The sequence below is a fragment of the Enterobacter sp. IF2SW-B1 genome (genome assembly GCF_001743375.1).
Taxonomy (GTDB): Bacteria; Pseudomonadota; Gammaproteobacteria; order Enterobacterales; family Enterobacteriaceae; genus Enterobacter; species Enterobacter bugandensis.
Genome location: NZ_MJAA01000002.1, coordinates 64,128 through 82,595, shown reverse-complemented (window position 1 = coordinate 82,595; position 18,468 = coordinate 64,128). Strand labels below are relative to the sequence as shown.

13 protein-coding genes are annotated in these 18,468 nt (G+C 56.9%); 9 read left to right on the top strand and 4 right to left on the bottom strand.

Translation table 11 applies throughout. The features are described from left to right. Positions 1-89 precede the first annotated feature (89 nt). From holC to A6013_RS04685, 4 genes are all read left to right on the top strand, one after another. Positions 90-533: a DNA polymerase III subunit chi gene (gene holC / locus A6013_RS04700; protein WP_003861884.1), complete on the top strand. Its 444-nt coding sequence runs from the start codon at positions 90-92 to the stop codon at positions 531-533. After that, complete coding sequence (locus A6013_RS04695; protein WP_045630735.1) at positions 533-3,388, top strand: valine--tRNA ligase; 2,856 nt, start codon at positions 533-535, stop codon at positions 3,386-3,388. The genes holC and A6013_RS04695 overlap by 1 nt, the downstream gene beginning before the upstream one ends. A gap of 123 nt (positions 3,389-3,511) precedes the next feature. Next, positions 3,512-4,015, top strand: a complete 504-nt coding sequence (locus tag A6013_RS04690; protein ID WP_028014579.1) for a GNAT family N-acetyltransferase — start codon at positions 3,512-3,514, stop codon at positions 4,013-4,015. A gap of 83 nt (positions 4,016-4,098) precedes the next feature. Next, a complete protein-coding gene (locus tag A6013_RS04685) occupies positions 4,099-5,118 on the top strand; it encodes an NAD(P)-dependent alcohol dehydrogenase (protein WP_028014580.1) in 1,020 nt (339 codons plus the stop codon). 46 nt (positions 5,119-5,164) lie between these two features. Here the strand turns inward: A6013_RS04685 and A6013_RS04680 are convergent, their stop codons facing one another. After that, positions 5,165-6,802, bottom strand: a complete 1,638-nt coding sequence (locus A6013_RS04680) for a dihydroxyacetone kinase subunit DhaK (RefSeq protein ID WP_028014581.1) — start codon at positions 6,800-6,802, stop codon at positions 5,165-5,167. Positions 6,803-6,939: 137 nt separating this feature from the next. Between A6013_RS04680 and A6013_RS04675 the strand changes: the two genes are divergently transcribed. Beyond that, complete coding sequence (locus tag A6013_RS04675; protein ID WP_041907858.1) at positions 6,940-8,442, top strand: helicase HerA-like C-terminal domain-containing protein; 1,503 nt, start codon at positions 6,940-6,942, stop codon at positions 8,440-8,442. Here A6013_RS04675 and A6013_RS04670 read toward each other — a convergent pair. Further along, positions 8,422-9,363, bottom strand: coding sequence for a TIGR01212 family radical SAM protein (locus tag A6013_RS04670; RefSeq protein WP_102863688.1), 942 nt, complete (start codon positions 9,361-9,363; stop codon positions 8,422-8,424). The genes A6013_RS04675 and A6013_RS04670 overlap by 21 nt on opposite strands. A gap of 687 nt (positions 9,364-10,050) precedes the next feature. Between A6013_RS04670 and gltB the strand changes: the two genes are divergently transcribed. From gltB to A6013_RS04650, 4 genes are all read left to right on the top strand, one after another. Next, positions 10,051-14,511, top strand: a complete 4,461-nt coding sequence (gene gltB / locus A6013_RS04665; protein WP_047367043.1) for a glutamate synthase large subunit — start codon at positions 10,051-10,053, stop codon at positions 14,509-14,511. Positions 14,512-14,520: 9 nt separating this feature from the next. Further along, positions 14,521-15,939 carry a glutamate synthase subunit GltD gene (gene gltD / locus A6013_RS04660; RefSeq protein WP_069732648.1) on the top strand — a complete coding sequence of 473 codons (1,419 nt, stop codon included), beginning with the start codon at positions 14,521-14,523 and terminating at the stop codon, positions 15,937-15,939. 269 nt (positions 15,940-16,208) lie between these two features. Continuing rightward, positions 16,209-16,433, top strand: a complete 225-nt coding sequence (locus tag A6013_RS04655) for a hypothetical protein (RefSeq protein ID WP_032644922.1) — start codon at positions 16,209-16,211, stop codon at positions 16,431-16,433. 319 nt (positions 16,434-16,752) lie between these two features. Continuing rightward, complete coding sequence (locus A6013_RS04650; RefSeq protein WP_063438551.1) at positions 16,753-17,046, top strand: hypothetical protein; 294 nt, start codon at positions 16,753-16,755, stop codon at positions 17,044-17,046. 44 nt (positions 17,047-17,090) lie between these two features. Here the strand turns inward: A6013_RS04650 and sspB are convergent, their stop codons facing one another. Further along, positions 17,091-17,591, bottom strand: a complete 501-nt coding sequence (gene sspB, locus A6013_RS04645; protein WP_028014588.1) for a ClpXP protease specificity-enhancing factor — start codon at positions 17,589-17,591, stop codon at positions 17,091-17,093. A gap of 5 nt (positions 17,592-17,596) precedes the next feature. Further along, complete coding sequence (gene sspA, locus A6013_RS04640) at positions 17,597-18,235, bottom strand: stringent starvation protein SspA (protein ID WP_028014589.1); 639 nt, start codon at positions 18,233-18,235, stop codon at positions 17,597-17,599. Positions 18,236-18,468: the final 233 nt, after the last annotated feature.

Below are 18,468 nucleotides of genomic sequence, written 5' to 3'. Positions count from 1 at the left end.
TACCCGGCCTACACGCCGCTCAACCGTAGGCCGGGTAAGCGAAGCGCCACCCGGCTTTGCATTTAAATCCACGACAAGAAGCCCCATATATGAAGAATGCAACGTTCTACCTTCTGGACAACGACACCCATCAGGATGGCCTCAGCGCCGTTGAACAGCTGGTGTGTGAAATTGCCGCAGAACGTTGGCGCGCAGGTAAACGCGTACTGATTGCCTGTGAAGATGAGCAGCAGGCGATTCGCCTGGATGAAGCGCTATGGGCGCGCCCGCCGGAAAGTTTTGTTCCGCATAACCTGTCGGGCGAAGGTCCACGCGGCGGGGCACCGGTCGAAATAGCCTGGCCGCAAAAGCGCAACAGCAGCGCGCGCGATATTCTCATTAGCCTGCGGACAGACTTTGCAGATTTTGCCACCGCTTTCACAGAAGTGGTAGACTTTGTCCCTTACGAAGAATCCTTGAAACAACTGGCGCGCGAACGCTATAAAGCGTACCGCCTGGCCGGTTTTAACCTGAATACGGCAACCTGGAAATAATGGAAAAGACATATAACCCACGCGATATCGAACAGCCGCTTTACGAGCACTGGGAACAGCAGGGCTATTTCAAGCCTAACGGCGACGAAAGCAAAGAGTCCTTCTGCATCATGATCCCGCCGCCGAACGTCACCGGCAGTTTGCATATGGGGCATGCTTTCCAGCAGACCATCATGGACACCATGATCCGCTACCAGCGCATGCAGGGCAAAAACACCCTGTGGCAGGCGGGGACTGACCACGCGGGTATCGCGACCCAGATGGTGGTTGAGCGTAAAATTGCCGCTGAAGAAGGTAAAACTCGTCACGACTACGGTCGCGATGCGTTCATCGACAAAATCTGGCAGTGGAAGGCAGAATCCGGCGGCACCATTACCCGTCAGATGCGCCGTCTCGGCAACTCCGTGGACTGGGAGCGCGAACGCTTCACCATGGACGAAGGCCTGTCCAACGCCGTAAAAGAAGTGTTCGTCCGTCTGTACAAAGAAGACCTGATTTACCGCGGCAAACGCCTGGTAAACTGGGACCCGAAACTGCGCACCGCAATTTCTGACCTGGAAGTGGAAAACCGCGAGTCCAAAGGCTCCATGTGGCACATCCGCTATCCGCTGGCCGACGGCGCAAAAACCGCAGACGGTAAAGATTACCTGGTGGTGGCGACCACCCGTCCCGAAACCCTGCTGGGCGATACCGGCGTGGCCGTTAACCCGGAAGATCCGCGTTATAAAGATCTGATCGGCAAATTTGTGGTGCTGCCGCTGGTGAACCGCCGCATTCCGATTGTTGGCGACGAACACGCCGACATGGAAAAAGGCACCGGCTGCGTGAAAATCACCCCGGCGCACGACTTCAACGACTATGAAGTGGGTCGTCGTCACGCCCTGCCGATGATCAACATTCTGACCTTCGACGGCGATATCCGCGAAAGCGCAGAGGTGTACGATACCAAAGGCAACGAATCCGACGTTTACTCCAGCGAGATCCCGGCTGAGTTCCAGAAGCTGGAGCGCTTTGCCGCACGTAAAGCCATCGTAGCCGCCGTTGATGCCCTCGGCCTGCTGGAAGAGATTAAGCCTCACGATCTGACCGTGCCGTACGGCGACCGTGGCGGCGTGGTTATTGAGCCAATGCTGACCGACCAGTGGTACGTCCGTGCCGACGTGCTGGCGAAACCGGCTGTGGAAGCGGTTGAGAACGGCAGCATCCAGTTCGTGCCGAAGCAGTACGAAAACATGTACTTCTCCTGGATGCGCGACATTCAGGACTGGTGTATCTCCCGTCAGCTGTGGTGGGGTCATCGCATCCCGGCATGGTACGACAACGAAGGCAACGTCTACGTTGGCCGTAGCGAAGACGAAGTGCGTCAGGAAAATAACCTGAGCGCTGACGTGGCCCTGCGCCAGGACGAAGACGTGCTGGATACCTGGTTCTCCTCCGCGCTGTGGACCTTCTCTACCCTCGGCTGGCCGGAAAACACCGACGCGCTGCGTCAGTTCCATCCTACCAGCGTAATGGTGTCCGGCTTCGACATCATCTTCTTCTGGATTGCCCGCATGATCATGATGACCATGCACTTCATCAAAGACGAAGACGGCAAGCCGCAGGTTCCGTTCCATACCGTCTACATGACCGGCCTTATCCGCGACGACGAAGGGCAGAAGATGTCCAAGTCCAAGGGCAACGTGATTGACCCGCTGGACATGGTTGACGGGATCTCCCTGGAAGACCTGCTGGAAAAACGTACCGGCAACATGATGCAGCCGCAGCTGGCTGAGAAAATCCGCAAGCGTACCGAGAAGCAGTTCCCGAACGGGATCGAATCTCACGGTACCGACGCCCTGCGCTTCACCCTGGCGGCGCTGGCCTCTACCGGCCGCGACATCAACTGGGACATGAAGCGTCTTGAAGGTTACCGTAACTTCTGTAACAAGCTGTGGAACGCCAGCCGCTTCGTGCTGATGAACACCGAAGATCAGGACTGCGGCTTCAACGGCGGCGAGATGACCCTGTCTCTGGCGGACCGCTGGATCCTGGCGGAATTTAACCAGACGGTGAAAGCCTTCCGCGAGGCGCTGGACAGCTACCGCTTCGATATCGCAGCGGGCATTCTGTATGAATTCACCTGGAACCAGTTCTGTGACTGGTATCTGGAGCTGGCGAAGCCAGTCATGAACGGCGGTTCTGAAGCAGAGCTGCGCGGCACGCGCAACACGCTGATTACCGTTCTGGAAGGCCTGCTGCGCCTGGCGCATCCGGTCATTCCATTCATCACCGAAACCATCTGGCAGCGCGTGAAGGTCATTGCGGGCATCAACGCCGATACCATCATGCTGCAGCCGTTCCCGGAATTCGATGCGGCTAAGGTTGATGAAGCCGCGTCAGCGGATACCGAGTGGCTGAAGCAGGCGATCGTTGCGGTACGTAACATCCGTGCCGAAATGAACATAGCCCCGGGTAAACCACTGGAGCTGCTGCTGCGCGGCTGCAGCGACGCTGCCGTTCGTCGCGTCACCGAGAACAACACCTTCCTGAAAACCATGGCGCGTCTGGAAAGCATCACCGTGCTGCCTGCCGATGACAAAGGTCCGGTTTCCGTGACTAAAATCATCGACGGTGCGGAGCTGCTGATCCCGATGGCAGGCCTGGTCGACAAAGATGCAGAGCTGGCGCGTCTGGCGAAAGAAGTGGCGAAAGTCGACGTGGAAATTGGCAAAATCGAAAGCAAGCTGGCGAACGAAGGCTTTGTTGCCCGCGCGCCGGAAGCTGTCATTGCCAAAGAGCGTGAGCGTCTGGTTGCCTTCGCCGATGCGAAGACCAAACTGATCGAGCAGCAGGCCGTTATTGCGGCCCTGTAATGCTTTTACCCCTTACGCTTCAGGGCGTAAGGGGTAACCTTCCTGAAAACTCCTCGCTTGCACTCCCTTTTCTGCGGTGCTATTAACAGCAACTGTGTGTCAATTTTTGTAATGAGTAATGCTATGAGCGTGATTACCCCCGTCGCGACGACGATGCGTCGGATCACTGAGCAGGACAATCCGGCTATCGCCGCCGTTATCCGCACCGTTTCTGCAGAGTTTGGGCTGACGGCGGATAAAGGTTATACCGTTGCCGACCCGAATCTTGACGAACTGTTTAAGCTGTACAGCCAGCCGGGCCACGCCTACTGGGTCATTGAGCAGGACGGCCAGGTTGTGGGCGGCGGCGGCGTTGCACCGCTGAGCTGCAGCGAGCCGGATATCTGTGAGCTGCAGAAAATGTATTTCCTGCCGTCGGTTCGTGGACAGGGTCTGGCGAAGAAGCTGGCGCTGGTCGCCCTGGAGCACGCGCGCAATCAGGGTTTTAAACGCTGCTACCTCGAAACCACCGCCTTCCTCAAAGAGGCCATCGGCCTGTATGAACATCTGGGCTTTGAGCATATCGATGCGCCGCTGGGCTGCACGGGCCACGTTGACTGCGAAGTCAGAATGCTGAAAAGTCTGTAAGTTTCGTTCCTGCCCCCTTCTGTTAAGCGGCTGTAAACTGAATGCTCTACACTCTCAGTTCACACCACAACGGGGGAAACACGATGTCGAAGATAAAAAGCTACGCCGCACCGCAGGCGGGTGCAGAACTTGAGCTGTACGAGTACGATGCGGGCGAACTAAAAGCAGAAGACGTCGAAGTACAGGTTGATTACTGCGGGGTCTGCCACTCAGATCTCTCGATGATCGACAACGAATGGGGCTTCTCCAGCTATCCGCTGGTTGCCGGGCACGAAGTGATTGGCCGCGTCGTCGCGCTCGGCAGCGCCGCGCAGGACAAAGGGCTGAAGGTTGGCCAGCGCGTGGGCATTGGCTGGACAGCACGGAGCTGCGGCCACTGCGACGCCTGTATCAGCGGCAACCAGATCAACTGCCTTGAAGGCGCAGTGCCCACCATCCTGAACAAGGGCGGTTTCGCCGATAAGCTGCGCGCCGACTGGCAATGGGTCATCCCGCTGCCGGACAGCATTGATATTGAATCTGCTGGTCCACTGCTGTGCGGCGGGATCACCGTCTTTAAACCGCTGCTGATGCACCACGTCACCGCCACCAGCCGCGTGGGCGTGATCGGTATCGGCGGTCTGGGCCACATCGCCATCAAGCTGCTGCACGCGATGGGCTGTGAAGTGACGGCGTTTAGCTCGAATCCGGCGAAGGAGAAAGAAGTGCTGGCAATGGGCGCGGACAAAGTCGTGAACAGCCGCGATCCGGACGCGCTGAACGCGCTGGCTGGGCAGTTTGACCTGATCATCAACACCGTGAACGTCGATCTCAACTGGCAGCCGTACTTTGAAGCGCTGGCCTACGGCGGTAACTTCCACACCGTGGGTGCGGTGATGAAGCCGCTGCCGGTTCCGGCCTTTACCCTGATCGGTGGGGATCGCAGCGTGTCAGGCTCCGCAACCGGTACGCCATACGAGCTGCGCAAGCTGATGAAGTTTGCCGGCCGCACCAAAGTGACGCCGACCACCGAGCTGTATCCAATGTCGAAAATTAACGAAGCCATCCAGCACGTGCGCGACGGCAAAGCCCGTTATCGCGTGGTGTTGAAAGCGGATTTCTGATGTGAGTTTGCCGGGTGGCGGCTTCGCCTGACCCGGCCTACTTTTGCTACTGCGCCAATGTATTAAACACTTCCGCCACCGCGACCGCCCCCGGGTCCATTACCCCATCCAGATTCTCTTTATTCACATACGATGAGCGCCCTGCTCCGGCTTTCGCCATTTTCGCCGTTGCCTCCGCTCCCTGCTGCGCAGCCTGCGCTGCCGCCTGAAGATCTTTTTTCTTCAAGGCTTCCAGCGCCGGTTGCAACGCATCGATCAGCGTACGATCGCCGAGATCTGCCCCGCCATACTGCTTCATCTGCGCCAGTCCGCTCAGCAATGCTTCAGGTAGCGGCTGTCCATCGTGAAGCTTTTGCCCCGCCGCCGTGAAGAAGATCGACATGAGTACACCGCTCGATCCGCCCATCACCGTGGCCAGTCGTTCCCCCACCAGCAACAGCAGCTTAGGCACGTCATTCAGCGGGAGAGTGTTTTCTTCCAGGCGCTGCGCAATATCCCGTGCACCTTGCGCAAACGTAGAGCCGGTATCGCCATCGCCCACTTTGGCATCCAGCGCATTCAGGCGGTTTTCAAGCTGTATGAGCGTCTTCGTCACCTGTGAAACAGACTCCTTCACCTGCGGATTGTCGGACGCGGCATATTCCACGCTATCGTGAATAGCGCTTTGCGGAACGGTACGCAGAGGGGCAAACGCCACAGGCTTCTGCCAGCCCAGCGTCTCGACCTCGGCGTGAATCGCCTTTTCAAAGTAATCGTTGAGCTTTAGCAGCGTCAGAGAAAAGCCCTTCATATCCAGCGCGCTCACCAGCGGCGCAGGGCCAATCAGGTACGCAATATTCTCTTTCAGCGCTGAATGTGCCAGCTCTTTGGTGAGCAGAGCCATCTCCAGCGCGGACACGCCGCCGAGGTTGTTGATCAGCACCGCGAAACGCCCCTCGCCCGCCTGCGCTTTGAGCGGCGTCACCAGGGTGTCGATAATCGCTTTGCTGTTTTGCGTATCAACCACCGAGGCACCCGGCTCCCCGTGGATCCCCAGCCCCAGCTCGACATGGCCCTGCTTGATGCGCCCCTCTTCATCGTCGCTGCCCGGCAGGTTGCAGGTTTGCATCGCAACGCCCAGGCTCCAGAGGTTATCGCAGGCCTGCTGCGCAATATCCCGCACCTCGCTCAGCGATTTTCCTTGCTCCGCTGCATAGCCCGCAATCTTGTGCACCAGCGCCGTGCCGGCAATGCCGCGCGGCTGCTTGTTGTCGGGCAGCGCGATATCGTCTGCCACAATCACCATCTCGACCTTCAGGCCGTAGCGTTTGGCCTTTTCTGCCGCCAGGCCAAAGTTAAGCCGGTCACCGGTATAGTTTTTGACGATCAGCAGGCAGCCGCGATCGCCCGTCACCGCCACAATAGCGTTCAGCACCGCATCCACGCTCGGGGAGGCGAACAGATCGCCACACACAGCCGCCGTCAGCATGCCTTTACCGACAAATCCGGCGTGCGCCGGTTCGTGCCCGGAGCCACCGCCGGAGATCACCGCCACGCGGCTTTTATCCCAGTCGCCGCGGGCGACAACCCTGATAGCTGGATCGATATCAAGTTTGACGAGATTCGCATGTGGCGCAGAAAGCAGTATGCCTTCAATGGCGTCATTGACCAGCTGTTTGCGATCGTTAAAGAAGAATCTGGACATTGTTTTCCACTATTTTATGAACCGTATGCAAAAGCATAGTCCGCGCTGGACAATGCGCCGCAAAGCCAGCAATTTACTCAACCATTTTGCCTTCAGGTTGCCTATACTCCACCCAGGACTAAGAGAGGAAGCGCATCATGAGTACACCATTGTTAATTGCCCGGACGCTGGAAAAAGAGCTGTATTTACTGCCCGCGATGGCGAACCGCCACGGTCTGATTACCGGCGCCACCGGCACAGGGAAAACAGTCACTCTCCAGAAGCTGGCGGAGTCACTTTCAGAGATTGGCGTGCCGGTCTTTATGGCTGACGTAAAAGGCGATTTAACCGGTGTGGCTCAAGAGGGTACCGCTTCTGAAAAACTGCTCGAACGACTGAAGAATATTGGCATTACGGACTGGACGCCGCACGGCAACCCGGTGGTGGTCTGGGACATCTTCGGTGAGAAAGGCCACCCGGTACGCGCCACCGTTTCCGATCTCGGCCCGCTGCTGCTGGCCCGCCTGCTCAACCTCAACGACGTGCAGTCCGGCGTGCTGAACATCATCTTCCGTATCGCCGACGATCAGGGGCTGCTGCTGCTCGATTTCAAAGATCTGCGCGCCATTACCCAGTACATCGGCGATAACGCCAAATCTTTCCAGAACCAGTACGGCAATATCAGCAGCGCCTCTGTCGGTGCCATTCAGCGTGGGCTACTGACGCTGGAGCAGCAGGGCGCCGAACACTTCTTCGGCGAGCCGATGCTGGATATTAAAGACTGGATGCGCACCGACAGCAGCGGCAAAGGCATCATCAACATTCTGAGTTCAGAGAAGCTCTACCAGATGCCAAAGCTTTACGCCGCCAGCCTGCTGTGGATGCTCTCCGAACTGTACGAGCAGTTACCGGAAGCGGGCGATCTGGAAAAACCCAAACTGGTCTTCTTCTTTGACGAAGCACACCTGCTGTTTAACGACGCGCCGCAGGTACTGCTGGATAAAATTGAACAGGTTATCCGCCTGATCCGCTCCAAAGGGGTCGGCGTCTGGTTTGTGTCGCAAAACCCGTCGGATATTCCTGACAATGTGCTGGGCCAGCTTGGTAACCGCGTGCAGCACGCCCTGCGCGCCTTTACGCCGAAGGATCAGAAAGCGGTGAAAGCCGCCGCGCAAACCATGCGTGCCAATCCGGCCTTTGATACCGAAGCCGCGATTCAGGCGCTGGGCACCGGTGAAGCGCTGATCTCGTTCCTGGATGCCAAGGGCAGCCCGTCCGTGGTGGAACGCGCAATGGTGATCGCGCCCTGCTCGCGCATGGGGCCGGTTACCGACGATGAACGTAACAGCCTGATTAATCACTCCCCGGTGTACGGCAAGTATGAAGACGAGGTGGATCGAGAGTCTGCGTTCGAGATGCTGCAAAAAGGGGTACAGGCAACCACCGAATCGCAGGATGCTCCACCCGCTAAGGGCCAGTCAGTCGCAGTGGATGACGGGATTCTCGGCGGGCTAAAAGACATTTTGTTTGGCACAACCGGACCGCGCGGCGGCAAGCGCGACGGCGTGGTACAGACTATGGCGAAAAGCGCCGCGCGGCAGGTCACCAATCAGATTGTGCGCGGCATGCTGGGGAGTCTGCTAGGCGGCCGCCGTCGATAGGCGGGGAACCCACGGGCGGCCCAGCGCCGAACCCTGTACGCCGTTTTCCTGAAGATAGCGGTCGATTTCCACCATCCCCGTCCACCGGTTCTCGCACCAGAGCGGTGCCAGAAGCGTTGGACGGCGGGCGCTGGCGGAGATGCGGTGGTAGACAATCTCCGGCGGCGTGTGGCGAATCATCTCTCCCGCCGTCACCGTATAGTCGTCGAGCTCGATACTGCTTAACCGCCCGGCTTCCCAGGCTTTCGCCATTATGCTTCCCTTCACGATATGCAGCGGGTGCAGCTTAATGCCGTCTACGCCGGTTTCCACGACTTTTTCCAGCGTCTCCAGGCCATGCTGCTGCCCTTCTCCGGGCAAGCCGACAATCAAATGCGAACAGACTTTCAGGCCACGCTCGCGGGCGAGACGCGTGGTGCGCTGGTAGCAGGCGAAATCATGCCCGCGATTGATACGGTGCAGGGTTTTGTCGTGCGCGGTCTGCAGGCCCAGCTCCAGCCAGATCTCATAGCCCTTCTCTCTGTACTCGCTAAGTAAATCCAGCACCGCCTCCGGTACGCAGTCAGGGCGCGTACCCACGCACAGCCCGACAATGTTCGCCTGAGCAACCGCCTGCTGATACATGGAACGCAGCACCTGCACCTCCGCCCACGTGCTGGTGTAGGCCTGGAAATAGGCCAGATACTGCTTCGCGCGGTTCACCAGGCTGGCCTGATGGGCGAGCTGTTCCGCGATGGATTTATGCTGCTGGGCTTCGTCAGCAAACGACGCAACGTTACAGAAGGTGCAGCCGCCGCGCCCGATGGTGCCGTCGCGGTTCGGGCAGCTAAAGCCGCCGTGCAGCGTCAGCTTATGCACCTTTTGACCGTACCGCTGCAAAAGATCCCCACCAAACATATTGACTAATTTCTGTAACTGCATAATCTGATAGACCGTCCCGAAGAAAGGGGACAAGCCTGCCATTTTTAGCCTCTGTCGGCGATGACCTGGATCAATCGCCCTGGACGGCCTTTATCTATTTGAATAAATAATCACGATTACCGAGATTTCATTCACCCGCCACGTAATTACTTTTCCTTATGTTCTGATGGTTTTTTTCATTTATAGCGCCAGGACTGAAAAACAGTGATTTTATGCGGGTTCGAACACTGCACCAGATTATTATTCTGCCATAAATCCGCATTTCAGCACGCTGCATCAATAATACCGCTTTCATATAGTGAGTCAGATCACACTCCCCTGCACCTTCCTGGCGCTTTCAGCGGTTGTAAAATTAGTAAAATAACCAATAAAAACAAAACGATAATTACTCTTTAGCACATTTTTGTATAAATAAGATTGCCATTTGACCTGTGTACCAATTCCCGATAAGTTGGAAATCCGCTGGAAGCTTTCTGGATGAGCGGCCTGCTCATCATATTTATGCAGTAATTGAGATTCCCTCTGAAGCAAGTCCTCAAACTTGTTTACCTGCGCGAAAGGATGAAAAAGAGGGCGAATGCGAGGTCCGCGTATGAAACGCTAACCCCGTCGCCATGCTCTTTCTGCGCCTGTGCGCCACGGTAAAGTTCAGTGGGAAGCCCGACGAGCCTGGGGAGGTTCACTGATATGTTGTACGATAAATCCCTTGAGAAGGATAACTGTGGTTTCGGCCTGATCGCCCACATAGAAGGCGAACCTAGCCACAAGGTAGTGCGTACCGCTATTCACGCACTGGCCCGTATGCAGCACCGTGGCGCCATCCTGGCCGATGGTAAAACCGGCGACGGTTGCGGCCTGCTGCTGCAAAAACCGGATCGTTTCTTCCGCATCGTGGCGGAAGAGCGCGGCTGGCGTTTAGCCAAAAACTACGCTGTCGGCATGCTGTTCCTGAATCAGGATCCTGAAAAGGCTGCCGCCTCACGCCGCATCGTTGAAGAAGAACTTCAGCGCGAAACCCTGTCGATTGTCGGCTGGCGCGATGTGCCAACCAACGAAGGGGTACTCGGTGAAATCGCCCTCTCCTCGCTGCCTCGTATTGAGCAGATTTTCGTTAACGCGCCTGCGGGCTGGCGTCCGCGCGATATGGAACGCCGTCTGTTTATCGCCCGTCGCCGCATTGAAAAACGTCTCCAGGACGATAAAGAGTTCTACGTCTGTAGCCTCTCTAACCTGGTGAACATCTATAAAGGTCTGTGTATGCCGGCTGACCTGCCGCGCTTCTACCTGGACCTGGCGGACCTGCGTCTGGAATCGGCCATTTGCCTGTTCCACCAGCGCTTCTCCACCAACACCGTACCACGCTGGCCGCTGGCTCAGCCGTTCCGCTACCTGGCGCACAACGGCGAGATCAACACCATCACCGGTAACCGCCAGTGGGCGCGTGCTCGTACCTATAAGTTCCAGACCCCGCTGATCCCTGACCTGCACGATGCCGCGCCGTTCGTGAACGAAACCGGCTCTGACTCCAGCTCCATGGACAACATGCTGGAACTGCTGCTGGCGGGCGGGATGGATATCGTGCGCGCCATGCGTCTGCTCGTGCCGCCGGCCTGGCAGAACAACCCGGATATGGATCCGGAGCTGCGCGCTTTCTTCGACTTTAACTCCATGCACATGGAGCCGTGGGACGGTCCGGCAGGCATCGTGATGTCCGACGGTCGCTTCGCTGCCTGTAACCTGGACCGTAACGGTCTGCGTCCGGCGCGCTACGTCATCACCAAAGACAAGCTCATCACCTGCGCCTCTGAAGTGGGGATCTGGGATTACCAGCCTGACGAAGTGGTCGAGAAAGGCCGCGTCGGTCCGGGCGAGCTGATGGTGATCGATACCCGCGGCGGCCGTATTCTGCACTCTGCGGAAACAGATAACGATCTGAAAAGCCGCCATCCGTATAAAGAGTGGATGGCGAAAAACGTCCGTCGCCTGGTGCCGTTCGAAGATCTGTCTGACGACGAAGTGGGCAGCCGCGAGATGGACGACGATACCCTCGCAAGCTTCCAGAAGCAGTTTAACTACAGCGCGGAAGAGCTGGACTCGGTTATTCGCGTGCTCGGCGAAAACGGCCAGGAAGCGGTCGGCTCGATGGGTGACGATACCCCGTTCGCCGTGCTCTCCAGCCAGCCGCGCATAATTTACGACTATTTCCGTCAGCAGTTTGCGCAGGTGACCAACCCGCCAATCGACCCGCTGCGTGAAGCCCACGTGATGTCGCTGGCCACCAGCATCGGCCGTGAGATGAACGTCTTCTGCGAAGCCGAAGGCCAGGCGCACCGTCTGACCTTTAAATCGCCGATCCTGCTGTACTCTGATTTTAAACAGCTCACCACCATGACCGAGGAGCACTACCGCGCCGACACGCTCGATATCACCTTCGACGTGACCGAAACGAGCCTCGAAGAGACGGTGAATGCGCTGTGCGACAAAGCCGAGCAGATGGTGCGTAACGGCACCGTTCTGCTGGTGCTGTCTGACCGTAACATTGCGAAAAACCGTCTGCCGGTGCCTGCGCCAATGGCGGTGGGGGCTATCCAGACGCGTCTGGTCGACAAGAGCCTGCGCTGCGATGCCAACATCATTGTGGAAACCGCCAGCGCCCGCGATCCGCACCACTTTGCCGTGCTGTTAGGCTTTGGTGCGACGGCGATCTATCCATACCTGGCCTACGAAACGCTGGCTCGCCTGGTAGACACCCGCGCCATCGACAAAGATTACCGCACGGTGATGCTGAACTACCGTAACGGCATCAACAAAGGTCTGTACAAGATCATGTCCAAAATGGGCATCTCGACCATTGCCTCTTACCGCTGCTCGAAGCTGTTTGAAGCGGTCGGCCTGCACGACGATGTCGCCAACCTCTGCTTCCAGGGCGTGGTCAGCCGCATCGGCGGGGCCGGTTTTGCTGACTTCCAGCAGGATCTGGTGAACCTGTCGAAGCGCGCCTGGCTGGCACGTAAGCCGCTGGAACAGGGCGGCCTGCTGAAATACGTTCACGGCGGCGAATATCACGCCTACAACCCGGACGTGGTGCGCACGCTGCAACAGGCGGTACAGAGCGGCGAATACAGCGATTATCAGCAGTATGCCGAGCTGGTGAACAACCGTCCGGCAGCGACGCTGCGCGACCTTATTGCCCTCAATCCGGGCGATGAAGCGGTCAGCGTTGACGAAGTTGAGCCTGCATCCGAACTGTTCAAACGCTTCGATACCGCGGCGATGTCCATCGGCGCGCTGAGCCCGGAAGCGCACGAAGCGCTGGCGGAAGCCATGAACAGCATCGGCGGCAACTCCAACTCCGGCGAGGGCGGTGAAGATCCGGCCCGTTACGGCACCAACAAAGTGTCGCGCATCAAGCAGGTGGCGTCCGGCCGCTTTGGCGTAACCCCTGCCTACCTGGTTAACGCCGATGTGATCCAGATCAAGGTCGCTCAGGGTGCAAAACCGGGCGAAGGCGGTCAGCTGCCGGGCGATAAAGTCACCCCGTACATCGCCAAACTGCGCTACTCGGTGCCGGGCGTGACGCTGATTTCCCCGCCGCCGCACCACGATATCTACTCTATCGAGGATCTGGCGCAGCTCATTTTCGACCTGAAGCAGGTCAACCCGAAAGCGATGATCTCCGTGAAGCTGGTTTCCGAGCCGGGCGTCGGCACCATCGCCACCGGCGTGGCGAAAGCCTATGCGGATCTGATCACCATTGCCGGCTACGACGGCGGTACCGGCGCAAGCCCGCTCTCCTCCGTGAAATACGCGGGCTGCCCGTGGGAGCTTGGCCTGGTGGAAACCCAGCAGGCGCTGGTGGCTAACGGTCTGCGTCACAAGATCCGTTTGCAGGTAGACGGAGGTCTGAAAACCGGCCTCGACATCATCAAAGCGGCGATTCTGGGTGCGGAAAGCTTCGGCTTCGGTACCGGCCCGATGGTGGCGCTCGGCTGTAAATACCTGCGTATTTGCCACCTGAACAACTGCGCAACCGGCGTTGCAACCCAGGACGAGAAGCTGCGTAAGAATCACTATCACGGCCTGCCGTTCAAGGTGACTAACTACTTTGACTTCATCGCCCGTGAAACCCGCGAGCTGATGGCGCAGCTGGGCGTGAAGCGTCTGGTGGATCTGATTGGCCGTACCGACCTGCTGAAAGAGCTGGAAGGCTTCACCGCCAAGCAGCAGAAGCTAGAGCTGTCTAAGCTGCTGGAAACGGCTGAGCCGCATCCTGGCAAAGCGGTTTACTGCACCGAGAACAACCCGCCGTTCGACAACGGCGTGCTGAACGCGCAGCTGCTGCAACAGGCGAAGCCGTATGTGGACGAGAAGCAGAGCAAAACGTTCTGGTTTGATATCCGCAACACCGACCGTTCTGTCGGCGCGTCCCTCTCCGGTTACATCGCGCAAACGCACGGTGACCAGGGGCTGGCATCGGATCCGATTACCGCGCACTTCAGCGGTACCGCGGGCCAGAGCTTCGGCGTGTGGAACGCCGGCGGCGTTGAGTTATACCTGACCGGCGATGCCAACGACTACGTCGGCAAAGGCATGGCGGGCGGTCTGCTGGCGGTGCGTCCTCCGGTCGGTTCAGCCTTCCGCAGCCATGAAGCCAGCATCATCGGCAACACCTGTCTGTACGGTGCGACCGGCGGTCGTCTGTTTGCCGCGGGCCGTGCGGGCGAGCGTTTTGCGGTGCGTAACTCCGGTGCCATCACCGTGGTGGAAGGCATCGGCGATAACGGCTGCGAATACATGACGGGCGGAATTGTGTGCGTCCTGGGTAAAACCGGCGTGAACTTTGGCGCCGGTATGACGGGCGGTTTTGCCTACGTGCTGGATGAAGACGGTGAGTTCCGCAAGCGCGTGAACCCGGAACTGGTGGAAGTGCTGGACGTTGATTCGCTGGCCATTCATGAAGAACACCTGCGCGGTTTGATTACCGAGCACGTGCAGCATACCGGTTCTTCGCGAGGCGAAGAGATCCTGGCGAACTGGCCAGCGTTCTCTGCGAAATTCGCGCTGGTTAAGCCGAAGTCCAGCGATGTTAAAGCCCTGTTGGGTCACCGTAGTCGTAGCGCAGCAGAGCTGCGCGTGCAGGCGCAGTAAGGAATTCAGATGAGCCAGAACGTTTACCAGTTTATCGACCTTCAGCGTGTTGATCCGCCAAAGAAACCGCTGAAGATCCGTAAAATTGAATTTGTTGAAATCTATGAGCCGTTTTCAGAAGGCCAGGCCAAAGCACAGGCAGACCGCTGCCTGTCCTGCGGTAACCCTTACTGCGAATGGAAATGTCCGGTCCATAACTACATTCCGAACTGGCTGAAGCTGGCCAACGAAGGGCGTATTTTTGAAGCCGCCGAGCTCTCTCACCAGACCAATACCCTGCCGGAAGTGTGCGGCCGCGTGTGTCCTCAGGATCGCCTGTGCGAAGGCTCCTGTACGCTGAACGACGATTTTGGCGCGGTGACAATCGGCAACATCGAACGCTATATCAACGATAAAGCGTTCGAGATGGGCTGGCGTCCGGATATGACCGGCGTGAAGCAAACCGACAAGCGCGTGGCGATCGTCGGTGCGGGTCCGGCAGGCCTCGCCTGTGCCGACGTGCTGACACGCAACGGCGTGAAGGCGGTGGTTTTTGACCGTCATCCGGAAATCGGCGGTCTGCTGACCTTCGGCATCCCGGCCTTCAAACTGGAAAAAGAGGTGATGACCCGCCGCCGTGAAATCTTCACCGGCATGGGCATTGAGTTCAAACTCAACACCGAAGTGGGCCGCGACGTGCAGCTCGACGATCTGCTGAAGGATTACGACGCCGTGTTCCTGGGCGTGGGTACCTATCAGTCCATGCGCGGTGGTCTTGAGAACGAAGATGCGCCAGGCGTGTACGACGCGCTGCCGTTCCTGATTGCTAACACCAAACAGCTGATGGGCTACGGCGAAACTGCCGACGAGCCGTTTGTCAGCATGGAAGGTAAACGCGTTGTCGTGCTGGGCGGCGGTGATACCGCGATGGACTGCGTGCGTACCTCCATTCGTCAGAACGCGGCGCACGTCATCTGTGCTTACCGTCGTGACGAAGAGAACATGCCGGGCTCTAAGCGCGAAGTGAAAAACGCGCGTGAAGAGGGCGTGGAGTTCCAGTTCAACATCCAGCCTCTGGGCATTGAAGTGAACGCCAACGGAAAGGTGAGCGGCGTGAAGATGGCGCGCACGGAGATGGGTGCGCCGGATGCAAAAGGCCGTCGTCGCGCGGAGATCGTGGCAGGCTCTGAGCACGTGATCCCGGCCGACGCCGTGGTGATGGCGTTTGGTTTCCGCCCTCACAGCATGGAGTGGCTGGCGAAGCACAGCGTAGAGCTGGACTCACAGGGCCGCGTGATTGCGCCGGAAGGCAGCGACAACGCCTTCCAGACCAGCAACCCGAAAATCTTCGCCGGTGGCGATATTGTTCGCGGTTCAGACCTGGTGGTTACCGCGATTGCCGAAGGGCGTAAAGCGGCTGACGGGATCATGAATTTCCTGGAAGTGTAATACCGGTTGAACATGCGGTTTATCATCACCGCATGTTCGCCCCCCCTTCTTTCCCCCCTTCAATTCCAGGCTTATTCCTTCTGCCTGAGATTTATTACGAACCATGACATGACGAACCTTTATCAACGGTCCGTAACTCTCTTTAAATCGTGAACGCAATCGTATATCCACAACAAATAAATGGTTAAGAGTTGAAGCAGAAGTTCATATAACGCAGTAATAGAAGAGCGGCGTAATATCTGCGCCGTAAACAAAAGGGATTTGAAATAATGGTCAAAAAACATGCCTATGTAGAATATCGCCCTAAATCAACGAGTGAGGATGAAGACGTTATCCATCATGTGGTGATTGTTGACGGCAAAGAGATACATACAGAGAAAACGCAGGAAAAGGCTGCTGATTGGGCTTTGGAACAGGGTTATGCGGTTCATGTCGCCCGCGAGCGCCATCTTAAGGACTTAGATCAACCGCCTTTGTTCCGTGTATACCCCTAGGGCAATTAGATGTTCCTTGTAATACACCAAGGGATTAAAGCCTAAATATGCGCTATTTAAAAGCCCTTCGGGGCTTTTTATTATGTCTTTAACCGGAGTGATTCTTAGGGCAAACACAATCGAAAATGTGACATTTATGTCCGGACATTTCGATAATAACATTCACTAACAGCATAGATATCTGAATTAACATTCACAGCTAATATCATTGCATTCTCAAATATGAAACGACAACTAGTGTCATCTAAATAACTTGTCTGATCCTGGGCCGGCACCTCTTTGCCGCTGATATATTGCTACTACATACGGAAATGAAGATATGAAATTCGATAAAATCGTCACCGGGCTACTCTTTGCCATTTTGTTTTTCAGCGTCGGTAATGCTGTCGCCAAAGCCAACGCGCTCTCCGATACTCAGGTTAAAAACGAAATTATTGCGGAGTCTATCGCTGATTATCCCGGCGTATGTGCTTGCCCTTTTAATCAGGCCCGAAATGGCAGTTCATGCGGGCGTCGCAGTGCATGGAGTAAGGCTGGTGGCTATTCCCCAATTTGTTACCAGAATGAAGTCACCGCTGAAATGATAAAAGAGTGGCGGGAACGTAACAGCTAACCGCTATAAGCAGAAAGCAAAACAGGCCCGTCGGGCCTGTTTGTTTATTTCACAACGCGCAGTGCGGGACGACCACCGCGCGGTGGCGGTTCATCATCGGGACCCTCGTCGTCGTCCTGACGATCGGGCTTGTCGCCATCAATCACAGACATTACCGGGTCGCTTTCGCGTTCATCGGATGCCTCATCGTCATTCAGGCTGGCAACCTCTTCATCATACGCCGCTTCCGGCTCGAACATGGTGCCTGCACCGTTTTCACGGGCGTAGATAGCCAGAACCGCAGCCAGCGGAACGGAAACCTGACGCGGCACGCCGCCGAAACGCGCATTAAAGCGCACTTCGTCGTTTGCCAGCTCCAGGTTACCCACTGCACGTGGCGCAATATTCAGTACAATCTGTCCGTCGCGTGCGTATTCCATTGGAACCTGCACGCCCGGCAACGTCACATCCACAACCAGGTGCGGCGTGAGCTGGTTATCCAGCAGCCATTCATAGAAGGCGCGCAGCAGATACGGACGGCGTGGGGTAAGTTGTGACATTTCCACAGTCATTAGCCTCGGCCGAGACGCATTTCACGTTCCGGTTCAGTTAAAGATGCCAGGAAAGAGTCGCGCTCAAATACGCGAGTCATATAGCCTTTCAGCTCTTTTGCGCCAGGGCCGCTGAACTCAACGCCCAGAATTGGCAGACGCCACAGCAGCGGGGCCAGATAGCAATCCACCAGGCTGAACTCGTCGCTCAGGAAGAACGGTTTCTGACCAAACACAGGGGCAATTGCCAGCAGCTCTTCACGCAGTTGCTTACGCGCAGCGTCGGCTTCTGAAGCGGAGCCGCTGGTAATGACGTTCATCAGCGAGTACCAGTCTTTTTCGATACGCTGCATGTACAGGCGGCTTTCACCACGTGCAACAGGGTAAACAGGCATCAGCGGCGGATGCGGGAAACGCTCATCCAGATATTCCATAATGATACGGGATTCCCACAGGGTCAGCTCGCGATCCACCAGCGTCGGTACGCTTTGGCTCGGGTTGAGATCGATCAGATCCTGAGGCGGGTTATCCTTTTCCACATGCTCGATCTCAAAACTGACACCCTTCTCGGCCAGCACGATACGAACCTGATGGCTATAAATGTCAGTAGGACCAGAAAACAGCGTCATTACCGAACGTTTGTTGGCAGCGACAGCCATGAAAACCTCCAGGTATATTCAGAATTTTTACTGCTACCGGCCCAACGGGGCCAGCCAGATGAAGTATCGCCCATCCCAGAGAAGACACATTGTTCAAGAATCGAACAAAAATCGAGTATTCACCGATATTTGGGCAGAAAATTGGATGATAGTTTACCAGATTTTGATGGCTTTGTGGTGAGGGGATGCCGGAAATGTGGAAAAAGAGAAGATATATGAAATGTTACTGTGGA